Source organism: Flavobacterium sp. UBA2787 (genome assembly GCA_002352205.1).
Taxonomy (GTDB): domain Bacteria; phylum Bacteroidota; class Bacteroidia; order Flavobacteriales; family Flavobacteriaceae; genus Flavobacterium.
On sequence record DEHZ01000012.1, the window covers coordinates 50,701 to 68,468 of the forward strand.

Below are 17,768 nucleotides of genomic sequence, written 5' to 3' on the forward strand. Positions count from 1 at the left end.
GAAATTAAATTTTCACCCTTTTTTTTTATCTTTCAAACTCTTTAAGCGTTTTAATAATTATCGAAACACAATCGAGCAATTGCTCTTCAGTCATCACTAAAGGGGGTGCAAAGCGAATAATATTTCCATGTGTTGGTTTTGCTAAAAGACCATTTTCGGCCAATTTCATACAAATATCCCAAGCGGTTGAACTTTCTTCGGAATCATTAATCACAATAGCATTTAAAAGACCTTTTCCTCTTACCAAAGTAACAATGTTACTGTTTTGAATGTATTTGCCTAATTCACTTCTAAAAAGTTTTCCTAATCTACGTGCGTTTTGAATTAATTGCTCGTCTTGAATCACTTCTAACGCTGCTGTTGCTACTGCTGCTGCTAACGGGTTTCCACCAAATGTTGATCCGTGCTGGCCGGGTTTAATAACGTTCATAATCTCATTGTCAGCCAAAACAGCAGAAACAGGATAGACTCCACCTGAAATTGCTTTTCCAAGAATCAAAATATCAGGTTTTGAATAGGTTTCCGGATTTCTTTCACATTTGCTTTCACATCCACAATCACCACAAACCGACAATAAAGAACCTGTTCTTGCAACTCCGGTTTGAACTTCATCGGCAATGAATAACACGTTGTGCTTTGCACACAATGCTTTGGCTGTTGAAATAAAATCTTCAGACGGAACATAAACTCCGGCTTCTCCTTGAATTGGTTCAACTAAAAATCCGGCTATATTTTTATTATTTTCTAAAACACTCTTTAGAGCATCTAAATTGTCGTAAGGAATTTTTATAAATCCTTCGGTGTAAGGTCCGAAGTTTTTGCGTGCATTTTCATCATTTGAAAAAGAAATAATAGTGGTAGTTCTTCCGTGAAAGTTGTTTTCACAAACTATTATCTCGGCTTGATGCTCATCGATACCTTTCTTTTCATAAGCCCATTTACGGCAGATTTTAAGTGCAGTTTCAACAGCTTCTGCACCTGTATTCATGGGTAAAACTTTATCAAAACCAAATAAATCGGTGATGAATTTTTCATATTTACCCAGCTTATCATTATAAAATGCTCTTGATGTCAAGGTTAATGTTTGTGCTTGTTCCATCAAAGCATTCACAATTTTTGGATGACAATGGCCTTGATTAACCGCTGAATAGGCTGAAAGAAAGTCATAATACTTTTTTCCTTCGACATCCCAAACATAAACCCCTTTTCCTTTGCTTAACACAACCGGTAACGGATGATAATTATGAGCTCCGTGCTTATCTTCTAAAGCAATTAATTCTTCTGAATTGATTTTTTCTAAAACTGACATTGTAATAAATTTTAAATGCGATACATATCAATTCCTACTTGATGGAGAGAAATCATCCAAATAAGTAACAAAAATAAGCAATATTCTCTGAAAACGTTTGCGTGAACAGTTAAAATAAAATGACATTAGTCAGTTTAGTTATTCAAGAATGTCACTACTTTTACTCTAAAATTTATAAATCATGGCCGATTCGAGAAATTATTCGATAAAGCAACTTACAAAAATTCAATTAAAAGTTGCACGACAAAGCAGAACGATTATGTTTCTTTTTTCTGCTGTCACTTCTATTCTTTTAGTCTTACTTCTGAGAGATCCGCTTTTTACACCAACTCAAGATTATGTTCTTTTTTTACTATTTTTCTCTATAGGATTATGGATTACAGAGGCAATTCCCCCTTTTGCTGTTGGTATTTTGATTGTTGGTTTTCTAGTGTTCACGATGGGACAAGAAAACACTATGGATGCCAAACGCTATGTTCAAACCTGGTCAGATGGTGTAATTTGGTTATTTCTAGGCGGATTTTTTTTAGCAGAAGGAATGAAAAAAACAAAATTAGACTTTCTTTTACTCAAAATAGCTGCCCCGAAATTTGGATCACAAGCTCAATACATTATTTTGGGTTTAATGATGACCACCGCCGTTATCTCAATGTTGATGAGTAATACTGCTACCACTGCCATGATGATTGCAACTGTAACGCCTTTGTTTACTCAATTGGGAAAAGACTCTAACATTTCAAAAGTGTTGGTTTTAGGAATTCCTACCGCCGCTGCAATTGGTGGTATGGGCACAATTATAGGTTCTGCTCCAAACGCAATTGCTGTGGGAGCTTTAGAAGGTATTGGAATAAAAATCACATTTATAGAATGGATGATTATTGGCGTACCTGTTGCTTTTCTTTTACTTTTTATGTTTTGGAAGATTTTACTAGTAAAATATAAAATTAAAAAAGAAACACTTTCCTTAGATTTCTTACAACAAGAAATTCCTCAAGATGAAGAATATACTGAAGAAGATAAAATTAGAAAAAGAATAGTTTTAATTGTTTTGATTTCAACATTATCGCTTTGGTTAACATCACAATGGACAGGGATACCGGTAGCAGCTGTATCAGGCATCCCAATTGTTGCCTTGACCATGTTAGGTATTATTGACGCAGATGATGTTAGGTCGCTTCCATGGGATACATTAATGCTTGTTGCCGGAGGTTTAGCTTTAGGATTAGCAATTCAAGAACAAGGATTAGCCGATTATTTTATTTCCAAAATAAGTTCAGTTGATATAAACTTTTATTTATTGCTCTTTATTTTTTCAATAACCACCGTAACATTATCCAACTTTATGAGCAACACTGCTGCAACCACTATTTTAATTCCGGTTGCAATCTCATTAATGAGTATTACAAAAGGTGTAGATCCAATGGTATTGCCGTTTGTAATTGGTCTAAGTGCATCTTGTGCTTTGTTGCTGCCTGTTTCTACTCCACCTAATGCAATTGCTTACAGCACAGGTTTAATCGAACAAAAAGAGTTTAGGATTGGAGGAATATTTATAGGATTGGTAGGTCCGATATTAATAATTTCTTGGACTTTACTCTATGCCCTAATCACATAAGAATTAAAGAATAAACCAAACAGCGACTTTTATATGCAGTTCATCGATTAGTTTTTAGTGTAATCATCTTTTTTGGTAGTTTTATAAAAACCAATAAAAACATGAGAAATATTATACTTATAATTCCTATTTGCATACTTTTTTTTCTATCATCTTGCTCTGACAATGACGATGATATTCCTGTAGTAACTGAATCAAACACTATTACTGCAACAATTGATGGTGAAGTTATTAAGTTTGAAAACCTTGTAATCACTAAACAACCTTACACTAATGACGAAACCAATTTCGAGTGGACAGATATTCGTGTTTTAGGTTATAATAATGAAGATACTTTAAACGCAATTGAATTTATTGCTGAAGAAGGTTTATTGGGAGCAGAATCGATATGGCGTTTCAACATTACTATTAACGGTTTTACGTACGTGCAAGACAACAGTGCCTTTACAACTTTAGTTACAGAAAGTACAGAAAACAAGTTAAAAGGTACTTTTTCTGGAGTTTTAACAGAACCAAATAATGGGCAAACCATCACTGTTAACAGCGGAGCTTTTGACGTAGATCATTGATAGCATTTTTTATTTGAATCGTGTTAAACAATTCACAATAATAGATTATATTTGTGTTAACAAACAGTAACTAACATGAAAAATAAACTATTACTTATTTTAAGTTTTGCTTTGCTCGGAATTTATTCCTGTTCATCAGATGATGATAAGAGTGATGTGAATTTTATCCGTGCAAAATTTGATGGTGTTGAACAGAAATTCAATATTATTAATGTTGTTGTGACTCCCGAGATGACAGATCCTGAAACTAATTATACTTATAAAGACATAATTGTTACAGCTACAATGAATAGCGATGCTACAAAAATATTTGTTCTAAAATCTGAATATAACGTTACCGGTGATATTATTTGGGGAATGTATTACACTACAGATGAAACATATTATGAAAATGATGAAAATTTCACTAATTCAAATGTAACCGAAAATTCTAACGGTAGATATAAAGGAACTTTTTACGGTAGTTTAAATAATGCTTCAGGAACTATAGTCATTACCGATGGATCATTCGACATTATTTACCAATAACCCAAAAAACAATATAAATTAAACGTCTTTTTCTCAAAGGCGTTTTTTTATTGTAAAAAATTCACAACACCTTAAAATTTTACTATCTAATAACTTATTTTTGCTCCATGGGAAGAAAGAATACAGACAAAATTATATTTACGGAAGTACCCGTTTTGGATGCCGGAGCAAAAGGTGTTTCTGTTGCCAAAGCCGAAGACGGAAGAGTTATATTTATTCCAAATGTAGTGCCAGGCGATGTGGTGGATGTGCAAACATTCAAAAAAAGAAAATCTTATTTTGAAGGAAAAGCAATTCATTTTCACAAACTTTCAGAACATCGAGTGGAACCGGAATGTCAGCATTTTGGTGTTTGCGGTGGATGTAAATGGCAAAATATGAAGTACAGCCAACAATTATTTTATAAAAATAACGAGGTTTTTAATAATCTAAAACGAATTGGAAAAATTGAACTTCCTGAATTTGAAAAAATATTAGGTTCCAAAAAACAATTTTTCTATCGAAATAAAATGGAATTTTCATTTTCAGACAGTCGATGGCTAACCGAAAATGAAATTCAAAATGATAACGAAATTAACGACAGAAATGCTTTAGGATTTCACATTCCGAAAATGTGGGATAAAATTTTGGATATACAGAAATGTCATTTGCAACAAGATCCTTCCAATGCCATTCGAAATGCTATAAAAGAATTCGCCACACAAAATAACATTCCGTTTTTTAATGCTCGTAACCATGAAGGTTTATTACGAACTTTGATGATTCGTACAACCTCCACCGGAGAAATCATGGTGCTGATTCAGTTTTTTAAAGAAAACAAAACGCAACGTGAATTGGTGTTGAATTTTCTTTCGGAAAAATTTCCTGAAATCACCTCTTTACTTTATGTGATTAATGGAAAAGCAAACGACACTTTATACGATCAAGAAATAAAATTATTCAAAGGAAGAGAATACATTTTGGAGGAAATGGAAGGATTGCAATTCTCTATTAATGCAAAATCATTTTATCAAACCAATTCGGAACAGGCGTATGAGCTTTACAAAATTACCCGCGAATTTGCAGGATTAACCGGAAATGAATTGGTGTATGATTTATATACCGGAACCGGAACAATTGCTCAATTTGTCTCTAAAAAGGCTAAAAAAGTAATAGGTGTTGAAGCTGTTCCTGAAGCCATTGCAGATGCAAAAGAAAATGCAAAACGCAACAACATTACCAACTGCGAATTTTTTGTGGGTGATATGAAAGAAGTTTTTAACGCTGACTTTATTTCAAAACACGGAAAACCCAATGTCATTATCACCGATCCGCCACGAGACGGAATGCACGCTGCAGTTGTTGAACAAATCATGAAAATTGCACCTGAAAAAGTGGTTTATGTTAGCTGCAATTCTGCTACACAAGCTCGTGATTTAGCTTTGATGGATTCCTTGTATAAAGTCACTCGCGTTCGACCTGTCGACATGTTTCCTCAAACACATCATGTTGAAAATGTTGTACTTTTAGAAAAAAAAAAATGAAAAACAATTTGAAAATTTTCTTTTTACTTCTCATAACTTGCTTTTTTTCGGGTTGTGAAAAAGATGATATTTGTGCTGAAGGAACGCCCACAACTCCTCGGTTGATTATTGAATTTTATAGTAAAGACAACAGTACTGTAAGAAAATTGGTTGCCAATTTAAAAATACAAGGAGAAGGTGCTACTACAACTTTAAATTTTAATCAAGTTGACACGATTGAATTACCTCTTAAAACCAATGAAAATTTTACAAACTATAGTTTTAATATCAATTCTACTGCGAGTACAAATGTTAACAACACCGATTTAATCCGGTTTAATTATAGTGTAAACGATATTTATGTGTCGAGAGCTTGCGGATTTAAAAGTTTTTTTAATATAAACTTAGCGAATGGTGTGGTTAAAGAAAATCCATCTGGAGACACTTTCTTTTGGATAGAAAATTTTGAAATAGTAAAAAGTAACGTTGAAACAGAAGAAGATGTCCATATCAAAATGTATTTTTAGTTTTTTACTGTTCGTGTTTACTCAAACTATTTTAGCTCAGCAAACACAAAACGACAGCATTATCATACCCATAAAAACAGAACGTTACGGACTTCGAGTTGGTATTGATGCCTTTAAATTAGCCCGAAGCCTTTATGAAGATGATTACAGAGGTCTGGAAATTATTGGTGATTATCGTTTAACAAAAAAATATTATTTAGCCGGTGAAATTGGTAATGAAAAAAGAACAATTGATGAAGATCGTGTGAATTTTACAACATCCGGAACCTATTTTAAAGTGGGTTTTGATTATAATTCGTATGAAAACTGGTTAGACATGGAAAACCTGATTTATGTTGGTATGCGTTTTGGAGCAAGCACATTCAGTCAGGAACTAAATACCTATCGGGTTTACAATCCAAATCCTTATTTTGGTGAATCGCCAACCATTGTTTCAGGACAAAAATTTGATGGTTTATCAGCTCAATGGGTAGAAATTGTTGCCGGAGTTAAAGCAGAATTGTTTTCTAATTTTTATGCAGGTTTCAATTTTAGAATAAATTATCTAATTGGAAACAAAGAATCTTCGGAATTTGCTAATCTTTATATTCCTGGTTTCAATAAAAAATATGAAGGAAATTTTGGTGTAGGATTCAATTATACTCTTTCTTACTTTATACCAATCTACAAAAAGAAAATCCAACCCAAAACAGAAGAAATTAAAAAGTAATTAAATTGACCTAACTCCTTTTAAAAAAATCCATTTCATAAATAATTGCTCACCATCTTTTGTTTTAGCCACTTGAAACTTCGGGGCTAAAAAAAGCGTAATAATAAATGCAAAAAATGGAGGCCAAAATCTTTCCAAAGTTGTAAAATAATCAATTGCAATACGTAATGGAATAAAAAAAATTGCAAAAGAAATCAATTGAAATAGAAACGCTTTTGTTTTAAGACTCATAAAATTTAATTTTAACAAAGTTACAAAATTTTATATTTATCCTTTTGTCGTAAATTTTATAACTTTCTGTGAACTTTAAAAGTTTTATTTTACTTTTACGAATATGTTTTTAATAAATTTACCATAAAAAACTAATCAATTCGATGCAGTATAAAAGTTTAAACAAACTTGCTCCAAATGTTTCTTTTGAAAATGCCGTTATTTTAGGACTTGCTCCTGATAAAGGTTTATATTTTCCTGAAGAAATAAATGAACTTCCTTCTTCTTTTTTTAATAATATTGAAACATTGACAAACGTTGAAATTGCATTTGAAGCGATAAAACAATTTGTTGGAAACGAAATTCCTGAAAACGATTTAAAACAAATCCTATCAGAAACTTTAAATTTTGATTTTCCTTTAACCAAAATTGAAGAAAATATATTTTCATTAGAATTATACCACGGTCCAACAATGGCTTTTAAAGATGTTGGTGCACGCTTCATGGCGAGATGTCTTGCCTATTTTAACCAAAAAAATCCAGAACAAAAAAATACGATTTTAGTTGCCACATCAGGTGATACAGGTGGTGCAGTTGCGAGCGGTTTTTTGGGTGTAAATAATGTTGAAGTCGTTATTTTGTATCCCAGCGGAAAAGTAAGCGACATTCAAGAACGCCAATTAACTACGCTTGGTCAAAATATTACCGCATTAGAAGTTGATGGTGTTTTTGATGATTGTCAAGAAATGGTGAAAAAAGCCTTCTTAGATGAAGATTTAGCTCATAAAAATCTAACCTCTGCCAATTCAATCAATGTTGCCAGATGGCTACCTCAAATGTTTTACTTTTTCTTTGCTTATAAAGAATTAAAAAAACATAATAAACCACTTATTGTTTCTGTTCCAAGCGGGAATTTCGGCAATATATGTGCCGGTATATTAGCAAAAAAATTAGGCTTACCAATTCAGCATTTTGTTGCTTCAACGAATGAAAATGATACAGTTCCTCGTTTTATGACAACCGGAATATATACTCCAAAAGCTTCCAAAGCTACTTTATCTAATGCCATGGATGTTGGAAATCCAAGTAATTTCATTCGTATTCAGGAATTATATCAAAATGACATCGAAGCTTTTAAAAATGATTTTTCATCGTATCATTTTTCAGATGAAGAAACTGTTTCAAGCTTAAAAGAAATACATAAACATTATAATTACGTTGCAGAACCCCACGGAGCTGTAGGTTATTTGGGGCTAAAGAAAGAATTAGCCAACAAGCCAAATCACATCGGAATATTTTTAGAAACAGCACATCCCATTAAATTTTCTGATATTGTTGAAACAACTTTAGAGTTAAAATTACCTATTCCTAAACAGATAGAAAGTGTTTTAAACAAAGAAAAAAAGAGCGTAAAAATCAAATCCTACGAGGATTTGAAAAATTTTTTAACTTGATCCAGATTCCAAAACAACAAAATACCACAATATTATGATTCAAATTCAATCACCAAAACTCCATAACCCCTTTAATGTAAAAAAGAAAATAATTTTTTTATATTTGGGTAATGAAAAGTAAATCAAATATCATCTCTTTTGTTTTTATTATTGCTTCACTTTTTTTAGCTATCATCATGCATTTGGTATTAAGAGGAAGTTTTAAAAACGATTTTCAAAGCTTAATTACTTTTCATTTTATTAAAGACGTAAGTTTTATAATTGCTGCGGGTTTACTTCTTCGCTTTGTAATTGCTCGAAATGACAAAAGAAACATCTCAATTTTAGAGCAACTACAAACCATTAACACCGAAATAAAAGACTCTAATGAACGATATGACATTGTTGCAAAAGCTACAAGTGATACGATTTGGGATTGGAAAATTCAGGAAGATGAGTTTGTATGGAACAAAGGAATTAATGGAATATTTGGTTATAAGAAGGAAGATGTAGGTACAACTTCAAGCTGGTGGTTTGATCGAATTCACCCCGAAGATAGTTTAAAAATGTCTGTAAAGCTCTACTCTTTTTTAGAACAAAAAACAGAACGGTGGCAGGATGAATACCGTTTTAAATGTGCTGACGGAAGTTACAAATATGTTTTTGACCGAGGATTTTTAGTAAAAGATACAGATGGAAAGGCCATCCGAATGATTGGAGCGATTCAAGACGTGACTAAGCAAAAAGAGGAAGAACAACGTCTGAAACTTTTAGAAACGGTAATTACTCAAACCAAAGAAGCTGTGGTTATCACAGATACCGATATTTCAAACAATCCGATTCCGAATATTATTTTCGTTAATCCTGCTTTCACAAAAATGACAGGATATAAACCTAAAGAGGTAATTGGAAAGTCGCCGGTTATGTTCACCGGATCAAAATCAGATATAGGTGAATTGGAAAAACTTTCCACCGCTATTAAAAATTATAAAGAATGTTTTATTGAAACGCTCAGCTACAAAAAGAATGGTGAAGAATATTGGGTAAATTTTTCCATGATTCCAGTAACAAACAAAGAAGGAGAACATTCGCATTGGATTTCAATTCAACGGGATGTTACAAAAGAGAAAAATCAGGAACGCGAACGTGAGCAGCTTATTCGAGAATTGACTCAGAATAACAAAGATTTAAAACAATTTTCATATATCACTTCACATAACTTCAGAGCTCCACTTTCAAACTTAACAGGACTTTTACATTTACTAGAAGATGTTCCAATAGAAAATGAGGAACTTCAAGAAATTTTAAACGGATTTAAACGCTCTACCCATCTTTTAAATGAAACAATTGAGGATTTAGTAAAAGTGGTGATTATTAAAGACAATCCATCGATACTAAAAGAAGATATTTCTATCAAGGAAATTTTTGAAAATGTCTTCTTCCAACTCAACAATCAAATTAATCTCTATAAACCAACTATTAAATTTGATATTGAGGACACGCTTTTAATTCATATCAATAAAGCCTACATGGAAAGCATCGTATTAAACTTGATGTCTAATGCTATAAAATACCGCTCGAAAGATAAAGTACCAAAAATCTCAATAAAAGCTGTGGAAAGAGAAAATTTCGTAAATTTGATTATTAAAGATAATGGAATCGGAATTGACTTGGATAAAAACGGAGATAAAATATTTGGTCTCTATCAACGATTTCATAACTATCCGGATAGTAAAGGATTAGGATTATATCTTGTGAAATCACAAATTGAAGCCATGGGTGGTTCAATTGAAGTTGAAAGTCAGGTTGGAAAAGGAACACAATTTACACTAACATTTAAAAAAGAATAATGTTGAAAACTATACTGTGCGTAGATGATGACCCAATCACTTTAATGCTCTGTCAAAAAGTGATTAAAAAAGCTGAATTTAGTGAAAATGTTATGTTTGCTAACAATGGTCAAGAAGCTTATGAATTATTTCAATCATTAGTTAGTCAAAAACAAAAAGACAAAGAAATTCAGCTACCTCAGCTAATTTTTTTAGATTTGAATATGCCCGTGATGAATGGCTGGGAATTTCTTGATTTATTTAAAGATAGTACTTCAAATGAACTTTCACAAACAAAAGTTATCATCTTGTCTTCTACAATAGATCCCGCGGATTACAATAAAGCAAAACAATACGATGTTGTTTCTCACTTTTTATCCAAACCAATTACCGTTGAGATGCTTGAAAATCTTAAACCGATATATTCTTAAAACAAAAAAAGCTTTCCAAATGGAAAGCTTTTTTATGATATATAACCTTGAAATAAATTATAACTTGGCAACGTGCTTTGTTAATTTTGATTTTAAGTTTGAAGCTTTATTATCATGAATGATATTTTTCTTAGCTAATTTATCAATCATAGAGATTACAGCAGTTAATTTTCCGGCTGCATCAGATTTATCAGTTGATAATCTCAATGCTTTGATTGCATTACGAGTAGTTTTATGCTGATATCTGTTTAGTACTCTTTTCTTTTCGTTGCTTCTGATTCTTTTTAAAGCTGACTTATGATTTGCCATTTTCTTTTAATTTTAGATGTAATAATTTATAAATACTAGTTAAAAAAGAAAAACCTCCCACATTCGCCTAGGCGAACACTTTGGTTTTAACTAATAAAATAAAAATCGAGACACCAATTTGTATTTTATAAAACTAATTTACAACTAATTTGTAGTCCGTAGGGGAATCGAACCCCTGTTACCAGGATGAAAACCTGGCGTCCTAACCCCTAGACGAACGGACCATTGATTCCTCTAGTTTTAAGCTTTCAATCTGAATTTTGAACTTGTAGCCCGTGGGGGAATCGAACCCCCCTTACCAGGATGAAAACCTGGCGTCCTAACCGATAGACGAACGGGCCAATTGCTAATTGCGAGTGCAAAAATACAACTATTTTTTATTCTCGCAATAGTTACAATTTATTTTTTTCATTTTTTTTAATATGCTTTTGCAAAAAGCACTCTTCCTGCAGACGGTTTCCCAGTGAACATGCACTCTCCCGCCTCTTCAACTCTATCAAAAGGAATACAACGAATTGTTGCTTTAGTCAATTCTTTTATTTTTTCTTCAGTTTCTGAAGTTCCATCCCAATGAGCCGCAAAAAAACCTGCTTTAGAATCTAATAATTCTTTAAATTCTTCAAAACTATTTACCTCTGTAATATGACTATTTCTATACTCTAATGCCTTGGAAAACATGTCATTCTGTATTGTGTGCAATAAATTTTGAATATGACTTTCAATCCCTTCCTTTGCAACAATTTCTTTCGTCAATGTATCTCTTCTAGCGACTTCAAAAGTACCATTTTCCAAATCATTTGGACCAATCGCAATTCGAACAGGCACACCTTTCAATTCGTATTCATTAAATTTAAATCCGGGTTTATGCGTCGTTCTATTATCAAATTTGACAGAAATTTTAAGTTTGCGTAAAGCAGAAACTAATTTATCAACTTCAACTGTGATTGCCTCAAGTTGTTCATCATTTTTATAAATAGGAACAATTACTACTTGAATTGGAGCTAAATTTGGAGGTAAAACCAAACCATTATCATCTGAGTGCGTCATTACCAAAGCACCCATTAAACGTGTTGAAACTCCCCAAGATGTTCCCCAAACATGTTCTTGCTTCCCTTCAGAAGTAGCAAATTTCACATCAAATGCTTTTGCAAAATTTTGACCAAGAAAATGTGAAGTTCCGGCTTGAAGTGCTTTACCATCTTGCATCAACGCTTCAATACAATAGGTTTCAACAGCACCTGCAAATCGTTCTGATTCAGTTTTCACACCTTTTACAACCGGAATAGCCATAAAATTTTCTGCAAATTCGGCATAAACATTCATCATTTTTACAGATTCTTCAATCGCTTCAGCTTGTGTTGCATGTGCAGTATGACCTTCTTGCCATAAAAACTCAGCTGTTCTTAAAAACAAACGAGTTCTCATTTCCCATCTCACCACATTTGCCCATTGATTTATCAATAGCGGTAAATCTCTGTAGGACTGAATCCAATTTTTATAGGTACTCCAAATAATTGCTTCACTGGTTGGACGAACAATGAGTTCTTCTTCCAATTTTGCATTAGGGTCAACCATCAATTTTCCTTTGTTATCCGGATCATTTTTTAATCGATAATGTGTCACAATGGCACATTCTTTGGCAAAACCTTCAGCATTTTTTTCCTCTGCTTCAAACATACTTTTGGGCACAAAAAGAGGGAAATAAGCATTTGAATGTCCTGTTTCTTTGAACATTCTATCTAATTCAGCCTGCATTTTTTCCCATATCGCATAACCATAAGGCTTGATAACCATACAACCTCTAACTCCCGAGTTTTCAGCTAAATCGGCCTTAACCACGAGTTCATTGTACCATTTTGAATAATCTTCGGATCTTTTCGTAAGGTTTTTGCTCATTTTGAATAAATTGGCATAAAAATTGTTTAACTTATTTTAACTAAATAGTTCGGCAAAACTAACTATTTTTGTAATAACAACAATAAAAATGCTACGATTATGAAAACTAATTTTTACCTCAACTCAAAAAATATTACCCGCTTAGTTTTATTCTTTTCGGGAATGTTGTTAGTTTCTTGTGGTTCTTATCAAAATTCCTCTTATTATGACAATGATGGTGTGTACAGGAGTTCTAACGGAAACAGAGAAGTTGCATCCAACAATACAGAACAAAACAACACCAATCAAGCTTATCAAAATTATTTTAAATCAAAGCAATTAAATGCCGAAGAAGAAGTTTTTACCGACGTTGAAAGTTATTCCTCAGTAGATGATTCAACTGTAACTTCTGAGAGAAATTATGATTCTAATGCAGCATGGGGCTCTAATCCTTCCTCTGTTACCGTTAATGTCTATGACAATAGCTGGGGATGGAATTATTGGAACAATTGGTATGGCCCAGGATGGGGTTGGGGTTGGAATTCATGGTACGGCGGAGGCTGGGGATGGAATGTTGGCTGGGGATGGAACAATTGGTATGGTCCGGGATGGGGCTGGGGATGGAACAATTGGTACGGTCCGGGATGGGGATATGGTTGGTATGGAAATGGATGGAATAATGGATTGTATGGGAATAACTATGCCTATAATCGTGGAAGAAGAACCGGTGGATATTACGGAAATAGAAATACACAAGGAAGATATAACAGTAGAACTTCTTACACAACAAGTGGTAGATCATCTACAAGAGATAATTTTGGTACAAGAACAAGAAGTTCTTCAACCCGTAGCAGTCAATTTTCTACGAGAAATTCAGGTGGAACGCGAGAATATAATTCTAATAATGTTGGAACAAGAAATAATTCTTCAAATGTAGGGAATAGAAATTCTACCAGATCTTCTAGTACTGCACCAAGTGTTAGAAATAATACGCCAACTAGAAGTTCATCTACACCAACTTATTCAGGCTCTAGATCAAGTTCAGGTGGCTCATTTGGTGGTGGTCGCTCATCAGGAGGTGGCGGCGGAGGTCGTTCATCTGGTGGCGGAGGCGGACGTGGCAGAGGTTAATCTAAAAAATAATCAAAATACCTATGCTTAATCAAACCGGTTTGCATGGGTATTTTTATGAAAAAAAATAAAAAAACATGAAAAAGATTTTTATTACTTCCAGTTTACTATTTGCGAGTTTTGTTTCCTTTTCACAGGAAATAACACCAAACGAAGCATTGCGTTATGCAATGGATAACTTAACAGGTTCTGCAAGATTTAGAGCAATGAGTGGAGCTTTTGGAGCTGTTGGTGGAGATTTATCTGCTATAAATGTGAATCCTGCTGGTTCGGCTATTTTTAATTTTAATCAAGCAACCATTTCACTTAGCAACTACAACATTAGAAATAGCTCTACCTATTTTGGAACTAGAACTATTGAAAACGATCATGATTTAGATATAAATCAAGCGGGTGTTGTTTTTGTTTTTAAAAACAATAATTCGTCAAGCGGATGGAACAAGTTTAGTTTAGCACTGAATTATGAAAACAATTCTAATTTTGACAATCAGTTTTATACACGCGGTGTAAATCCTAACAATTCAATTGATAGTTATTTTTTACGATTTGCTAACGGATTACCTAATGAAGGCGGTATATTTTTAGATGTTCTTGATACTGCATTTTTAGATCAATTAAGTTTTATTGACCAACAAGCTCTTTTGGGTTATAATGCTTATATGTTTAATCCGGTTGAAGATAATCCAAATAATTCAGCATATGTTTCCAATGTTCCAACAGAAGGTAACTATTATCAAGAAAACTATACTGTAGCAACAGGGTATAATGGAAAATTAACCGGAAATATTGCAACATCTTTTAAAGACAGACTATTTATTGGATTAAATTTAAACACGCATTTCACCGATTTAACCAATATTATTTCCGTATATGAAGAATATGATATAGATCCATCAACTGGTCTACAATCAGTTCAATTTGATACAGAAACCTATACTTTTGGTTCCGGGTTTTCATTTAGTGTTGGTGCAATCGGAAAAATTACTGAAAGTTTACGATTAGGTGTTTCCTACGAATCTCCAACTTGGTATCGTCTAACAGATCAACAAAGACAGCGAGTTATTGCTTATTGTCCTGATTGTGGATCGTTCAATCCACTTGTTTTTGAACATGATTTACCTATTGAATATGCAGCTTATAAATTACAAACACCAAGTAAATTAACCGGAAGTTTTGCCTATGTTTTTGGCGAAAAAGGATTAATTAGTATAGATTATGCAATGAAAGATTACAGTAACACAACCTTTAGACCAAGAAATGATGTTGGACTAGAATCATTGAATACTTTTATGACTGATAATTTAGATACCGCTGCAGAAATTAGAGTGGGTGGTGAAATTAAACACAAAAAATGGAGTTTTAGAGGCGGATACCGTTTTGAAGAAAGTCCATACAAAGTTGACTTAGCGATGGGCGATTTAACAGGATACTCTGGAGGTATTGGTTTTGATTTTGGAATTTCAAGGTTAGATGTAGCCTATGCGTATAGCAGAAGAAAAATGAATTTTGACCTAATTAGTTCCGGATTGAATGATTCATCAAGATTAACAGCTATCAATAACAATGTTACATTAAGTTATACGATAAAATTCTAAAATGAAATGATAAAGTTACCATAAACCATTTACTTATTGTGAATGGTTTTTTTATTTAATTCGATTAATCACAAATAAAACCGTAATTTTGCATCCCTTTTAAGATTAAAAAAGAGAATAAAACAATGAGAACCAAATCGTTAAAGAAAAATAAAATCAACGTTATCACCTTAGGATGTTCTAAAAACGTGTATGACAGTGAAGTACTGATGGGTCAACTAAAAGCCAGCGGAAAAGATGTTGTTCATGAGCAAGAAGGAAATATTGTGGTAATTAACACATGTGGTTTTATTGACAATGCAAAAGCTGAATCGGTCAACACGATTTTGGAATACGTTGAAAAGAAAAATCAAGGAACGGTAGATAAAGTTTTTGTAACAGGTTGTTTATCCGAACGATATAAGCCGGATTTAGAAAAAGAAATTCCGAACGTAGATCAATATTTTGGAACAACAGATTTACCTATTTTACTAAAAGCATTAGGAGCCGATTATAAACACGAATTATTAGGTGAACGATTAACAACAACACCAAAAAACTTTGCTTATCTAAAAATTGCCGAAGGTTGCGACCGTCCATGTAGTTTTTGTGCCATTCCATTAATGCGTGGAAAGCATGTTTCTCAACCGATTGAAAAGTTAGTGAAAGAAGCGGAAGGTTTAGCAAAGAATGGCGTTAAAGAATTAATTTTAATTGCTCAGGATTTAACATATTACGGTTTAGATTTATATAAAAAACGAAATTTAGCCGAACTTTTAGAAAACTTGGTTAAAATTGACGGAATTGAATGGATTCGATTACACTACGCCTTCCCTACCGGATTCCCAATGGATGTGTTAGAGTTGATGAAAAACGAACCAAAAATTTGTAATTATATTGATATCCCGTTGCAACATATCTCAGATAATGTACTGAAGTCGATGCGTCGCGGAACTACACAAGAAAAAACAACCAAACTTTTAAAAGAATTCAGAAAAGCTGTTCCCGGAATGGCTATCAGAACTACATTAATTGTTGGATATCCGGGTGAAACCGAAGAAGATTTTCAAATCCTGAAAAATTGGGTAGAAGAAATGCGATTTGAACGTTTAGGATGTTTTGCTTATTCCCATGAAGAAAACACGCATGCTTATTTGTTGGAAGACGATGTACCTGCCGAAGTGAAACAACAACGTGCTGCTGAAATAATGGATATTCAATCTCAAATTTCATGGGATTTGAATCAGGAAAAAATTGGTCAAATATTCAAATGTGTTATAGATAGAAAAGAAGGTCCTTATTTTGTAGGAAGAACAGAGTTTGACAGTCCTGATGTGGATAATGAAGTGTTAATTGATGCTTCAAAATTTTATTTGAAAGTAGGCGATTTTAGTATGATAAAAATTACTGATGCCACAGAATTTGATTTATATGGTGAACCTATAAATATGTAGAAAATGAAAAAAATAAGTTTAATATTCATTCTATTTTTGAGTTTAAACAATGTTTATGCTCAAGTTAACAGAGCTGTTGGAAGAACTCCACAGTACCATAGAGAAAAGCCCAAAGTGGAGAAAAAAGATCCTGTAGAGTTGACTATAACCTACCTAAAAGAACAACTTTCTTTAGATTCATTTCAGGAGGCAGCAGTTAAAGTTTATCTCACAGAAAACCAAACAAGTGCTGAGAAAATTCACAATAGTGATATTACAAATGATGAAAAAAAATTAAAATTTGAAGAAGCCGTAAAAGATTTCGATGAAAAAATTATTGGAATTTTAAACCCTGATCAGATAAAAATTTTTGAGGAATTAAAAGAAAAAAAGAAATCAAAAAAGAAAAAGAAAAAAGAAGAGGAAAATTAATTCCTCTTTTTTTATGAACTGACAAATGTCATTTAATAATTGTATTTTACTAAGTAATTTAGAGGTATAAATTAATACCTAAAACTTTTACTTATGATTAGCAAACATCCTATACTGCAAGAGTTTCCTGAATATTCTGAAAAAATTAAAGATTTATATCATCGCAATAATGAATTTCAGGTTTTATTAGCTTCTTATCATTCATTAGATAATGAAATTTTTGAAATTGAAAAAGGTGAAATTCCTCTCAATGATGATGTATTGACCCACAAACGAAAAGATCGTGTTTTTTTGAAAGATGAAATTTATTCTTTTTTACAAAAAAACTAAAAAAAGTCAGGAAGAAAATAAA

General features: G+C 32.8%; 18 protein-coding genes and 2 tRNA genes. 14 read left to right on the top strand and 6 right to left on the bottom strand.

Going from position 1 to position 17,768, the window contains the following annotated elements; translation table 11 throughout:
- Positions 1-25: 25 nt before the first annotated feature.
- Positions 26-1,309 carry an ornithine--oxo-acid transaminase gene (gene rocD, locus B4N66_RS10820; protein ID WP_291094721.1) on the bottom strand — a complete coding sequence of 428 codons (1,284 nt, stop codon included), beginning with the start codon at positions 1,307-1,309 and terminating at the stop codon, positions 26-28.
- Between the two features lie 181 nt (positions 1,310-1,490).
- Here rocD and B4N66_RS10825 point away from each other — a divergent pair, with 181 nt between their 5' ends.
- The 6 genes from B4N66_RS10825 (at position 1,491) to B4N66_RS10850 (ending at position 6,759) form a co-directional block, all read left to right on the top strand.
- Positions 1,491-2,924 carry an SLC13 family permease gene (locus B4N66_RS10825; RefSeq protein ID WP_291094724.1) on the top strand — a complete coding sequence of 478 codons (1,434 nt, stop codon included), beginning with the start codon at positions 1,491-1,493 and terminating at the stop codon, positions 2,922-2,924.
- A gap of 101 nt (positions 2,925-3,025) precedes the next feature.
- The gene (locus tag B4N66_RS10830; protein WP_291094726.1) at positions 3,026-3,493 is read left to right on the top strand and encodes a hypothetical protein; all 468 of its coding nucleotides are present in this window, start codon (positions 3,026-3,028) and stop codon (positions 3,491-3,493) included.
- Between the two features lie 75 nt (positions 3,494-3,568).
- A complete protein-coding gene (locus B4N66_RS10835) occupies positions 3,569-4,021 on the top strand; it encodes a hypothetical protein (protein WP_291094727.1) in 453 nt (150 codons plus the stop codon).
- Between the two features lie 107 nt (positions 4,022-4,128).
- Positions 4,129-5,544, top strand: a complete 1,416-nt coding sequence (gene rlmD / locus B4N66_RS10840; RefSeq protein WP_291094729.1) for a 23S rRNA (uracil(1939)-C(5))-methyltransferase RlmD — start codon at positions 4,129-4,131, stop codon at positions 5,542-5,544.
- Positions 5,541-6,050, top strand: coding sequence for a DUF6452 family protein (locus B4N66_RS10845; protein ID WP_291094731.1), 510 nt, complete (start codon positions 5,541-5,543; stop codon positions 6,048-6,050). Before rlmD ends, B4N66_RS10845 begins: the two co-directional genes overlap by 4 nt.
- On the top strand, positions 6,025-6,759 hold the full coding sequence (locus B4N66_RS10850; protein ID WP_291094733.1) for a DUF6048 family protein: 735 nt from the start codon (positions 6,025-6,027) through the stop codon (positions 6,757-6,759). The genes B4N66_RS10845 and B4N66_RS10850 overlap by 26 nt, the downstream gene beginning before the upstream one ends.
- On the opposite strand, the gene B4N66_RS10855 is transcribed toward B4N66_RS10850, so the two are convergent.
- The gene (locus B4N66_RS10855) at positions 6,760-7,008 is read right to left on the bottom strand and encodes a hypothetical protein (protein WP_291094735.1); all 249 of its coding nucleotides are present in this window, start codon (positions 7,006-7,008) and stop codon (positions 6,760-6,762) included.
- Between the two features lie 125 nt (positions 7,009-7,133).
- On the opposite strand from B4N66_RS10855, the gene thrC reads away from it, so the two are divergent.
- The 3 genes from thrC (at position 7,134) to B4N66_RS10870 (ending at position 10,662) form a co-directional block, all read left to right on the top strand.
- Entirely contained in the window at positions 7,134-8,423 is a 1,290-nt protein-coding gene (thrC, locus tag B4N66_RS10860) for a threonine synthase (protein WP_291094738.1), read from the top strand.
- 110 nt (positions 8,424-8,533) lie between these two features.
- Positions 8,534-10,252 (top strand): PAS domain-containing sensor histidine kinase, encoded by a 1,719-nt coding sequence (locus tag B4N66_RS10865; protein WP_291094740.1) that lies wholly within the window; start codon positions 8,534-8,536, stop codon positions 10,250-10,252.
- Complete coding sequence (locus B4N66_RS10870) at positions 10,252-10,662, top strand: response regulator (protein WP_291094742.1); 411 nt, start codon at positions 10,252-10,254, stop codon at positions 10,660-10,662. The genes B4N66_RS10865 and B4N66_RS10870 overlap by 1 nt, the downstream gene beginning before the upstream one ends.
- A 57-nt stretch (positions 10,663-10,719) precedes the next feature.
- On the opposite strand, the gene rpsT is transcribed toward B4N66_RS10870, so the two are convergent.
- The 4 genes from rpsT to proS all read right to left on the bottom strand — a co-directional run bounded on the left by rpsT (position 10,720) and on the right by proS (position 12,867).
- Positions 10,720-10,971, bottom strand: coding sequence for a 30S ribosomal protein S20 (gene rpsT, locus B4N66_RS10875; RefSeq protein WP_291094745.1), 252 nt, complete (start codon positions 10,969-10,971; stop codon positions 10,720-10,722).
- Between the two features lie 152 nt (positions 10,972-11,123).
- Positions 11,124-11,195, bottom strand: a tRNA-Glu gene (locus B4N66_RS10880).
- Positions 11,196-11,240: 45 nt separating this feature from the next.
- Positions 11,241-11,312: transfer RNA gene (locus tag B4N66_RS10885), tRNA-Glu, on the bottom strand.
- A 76-nt stretch (positions 11,313-11,388) separates the two neighbouring features.
- Positions 11,389-12,867 carry a proline--tRNA ligase gene (gene proS, locus B4N66_RS10890; RefSeq protein ID WP_291094748.1) on the bottom strand — a complete coding sequence of 493 codons (1,479 nt, stop codon included), beginning with the start codon at positions 12,865-12,867 and terminating at the stop codon, positions 11,389-11,391.
- A gap of 99 nt (positions 12,868-12,966) precedes the next feature.
- On the opposite strand from proS, the gene B4N66_RS10895 reads away from it, so the two are divergent.
- The 5 genes from B4N66_RS10895 (at position 12,967) to B4N66_RS10915 (ending at position 17,746) form a co-directional block, all read left to right on the top strand.
- Entirely contained in the window at positions 12,967-13,977 is a 1,011-nt protein-coding gene (locus B4N66_RS10895) for a hypothetical protein (protein ID WP_291094750.1), read from the top strand.
- 77 nt (positions 13,978-14,054) lie between these two features.
- Entirely contained in the window at positions 14,055-15,572 is a 1,518-nt protein-coding gene (locus B4N66_RS10900; RefSeq protein ID WP_291094752.1) for an OmpP1/FadL family transporter, read from the top strand.
- A gap of 125 nt (positions 15,573-15,697) precedes the next feature.
- Entirely contained in the window at positions 15,698-17,005 is a 1,308-nt protein-coding gene (rimO, locus tag B4N66_RS10905; RefSeq protein WP_291094754.1) for a 30S ribosomal protein S12 methylthiotransferase RimO, read from the top strand.
- A 3-nt stretch (positions 17,006-17,008) separates the two neighbouring features.
- Entirely contained in the window at positions 17,009-17,416 is a 408-nt protein-coding gene (locus B4N66_RS10910; protein ID WP_291094757.1) for a hypothetical protein, read from the top strand.
- Between the two features lie 93 nt (positions 17,417-17,509).
- Positions 17,510-17,746: a YdcH family protein gene (locus B4N66_RS10915; RefSeq protein WP_291094760.1), complete on the top strand. Its 237-nt coding sequence runs from the start codon at positions 17,510-17,512 to the stop codon at positions 17,744-17,746.
- Positions 17,747-17,768 lie beyond the last annotated feature (22 nt).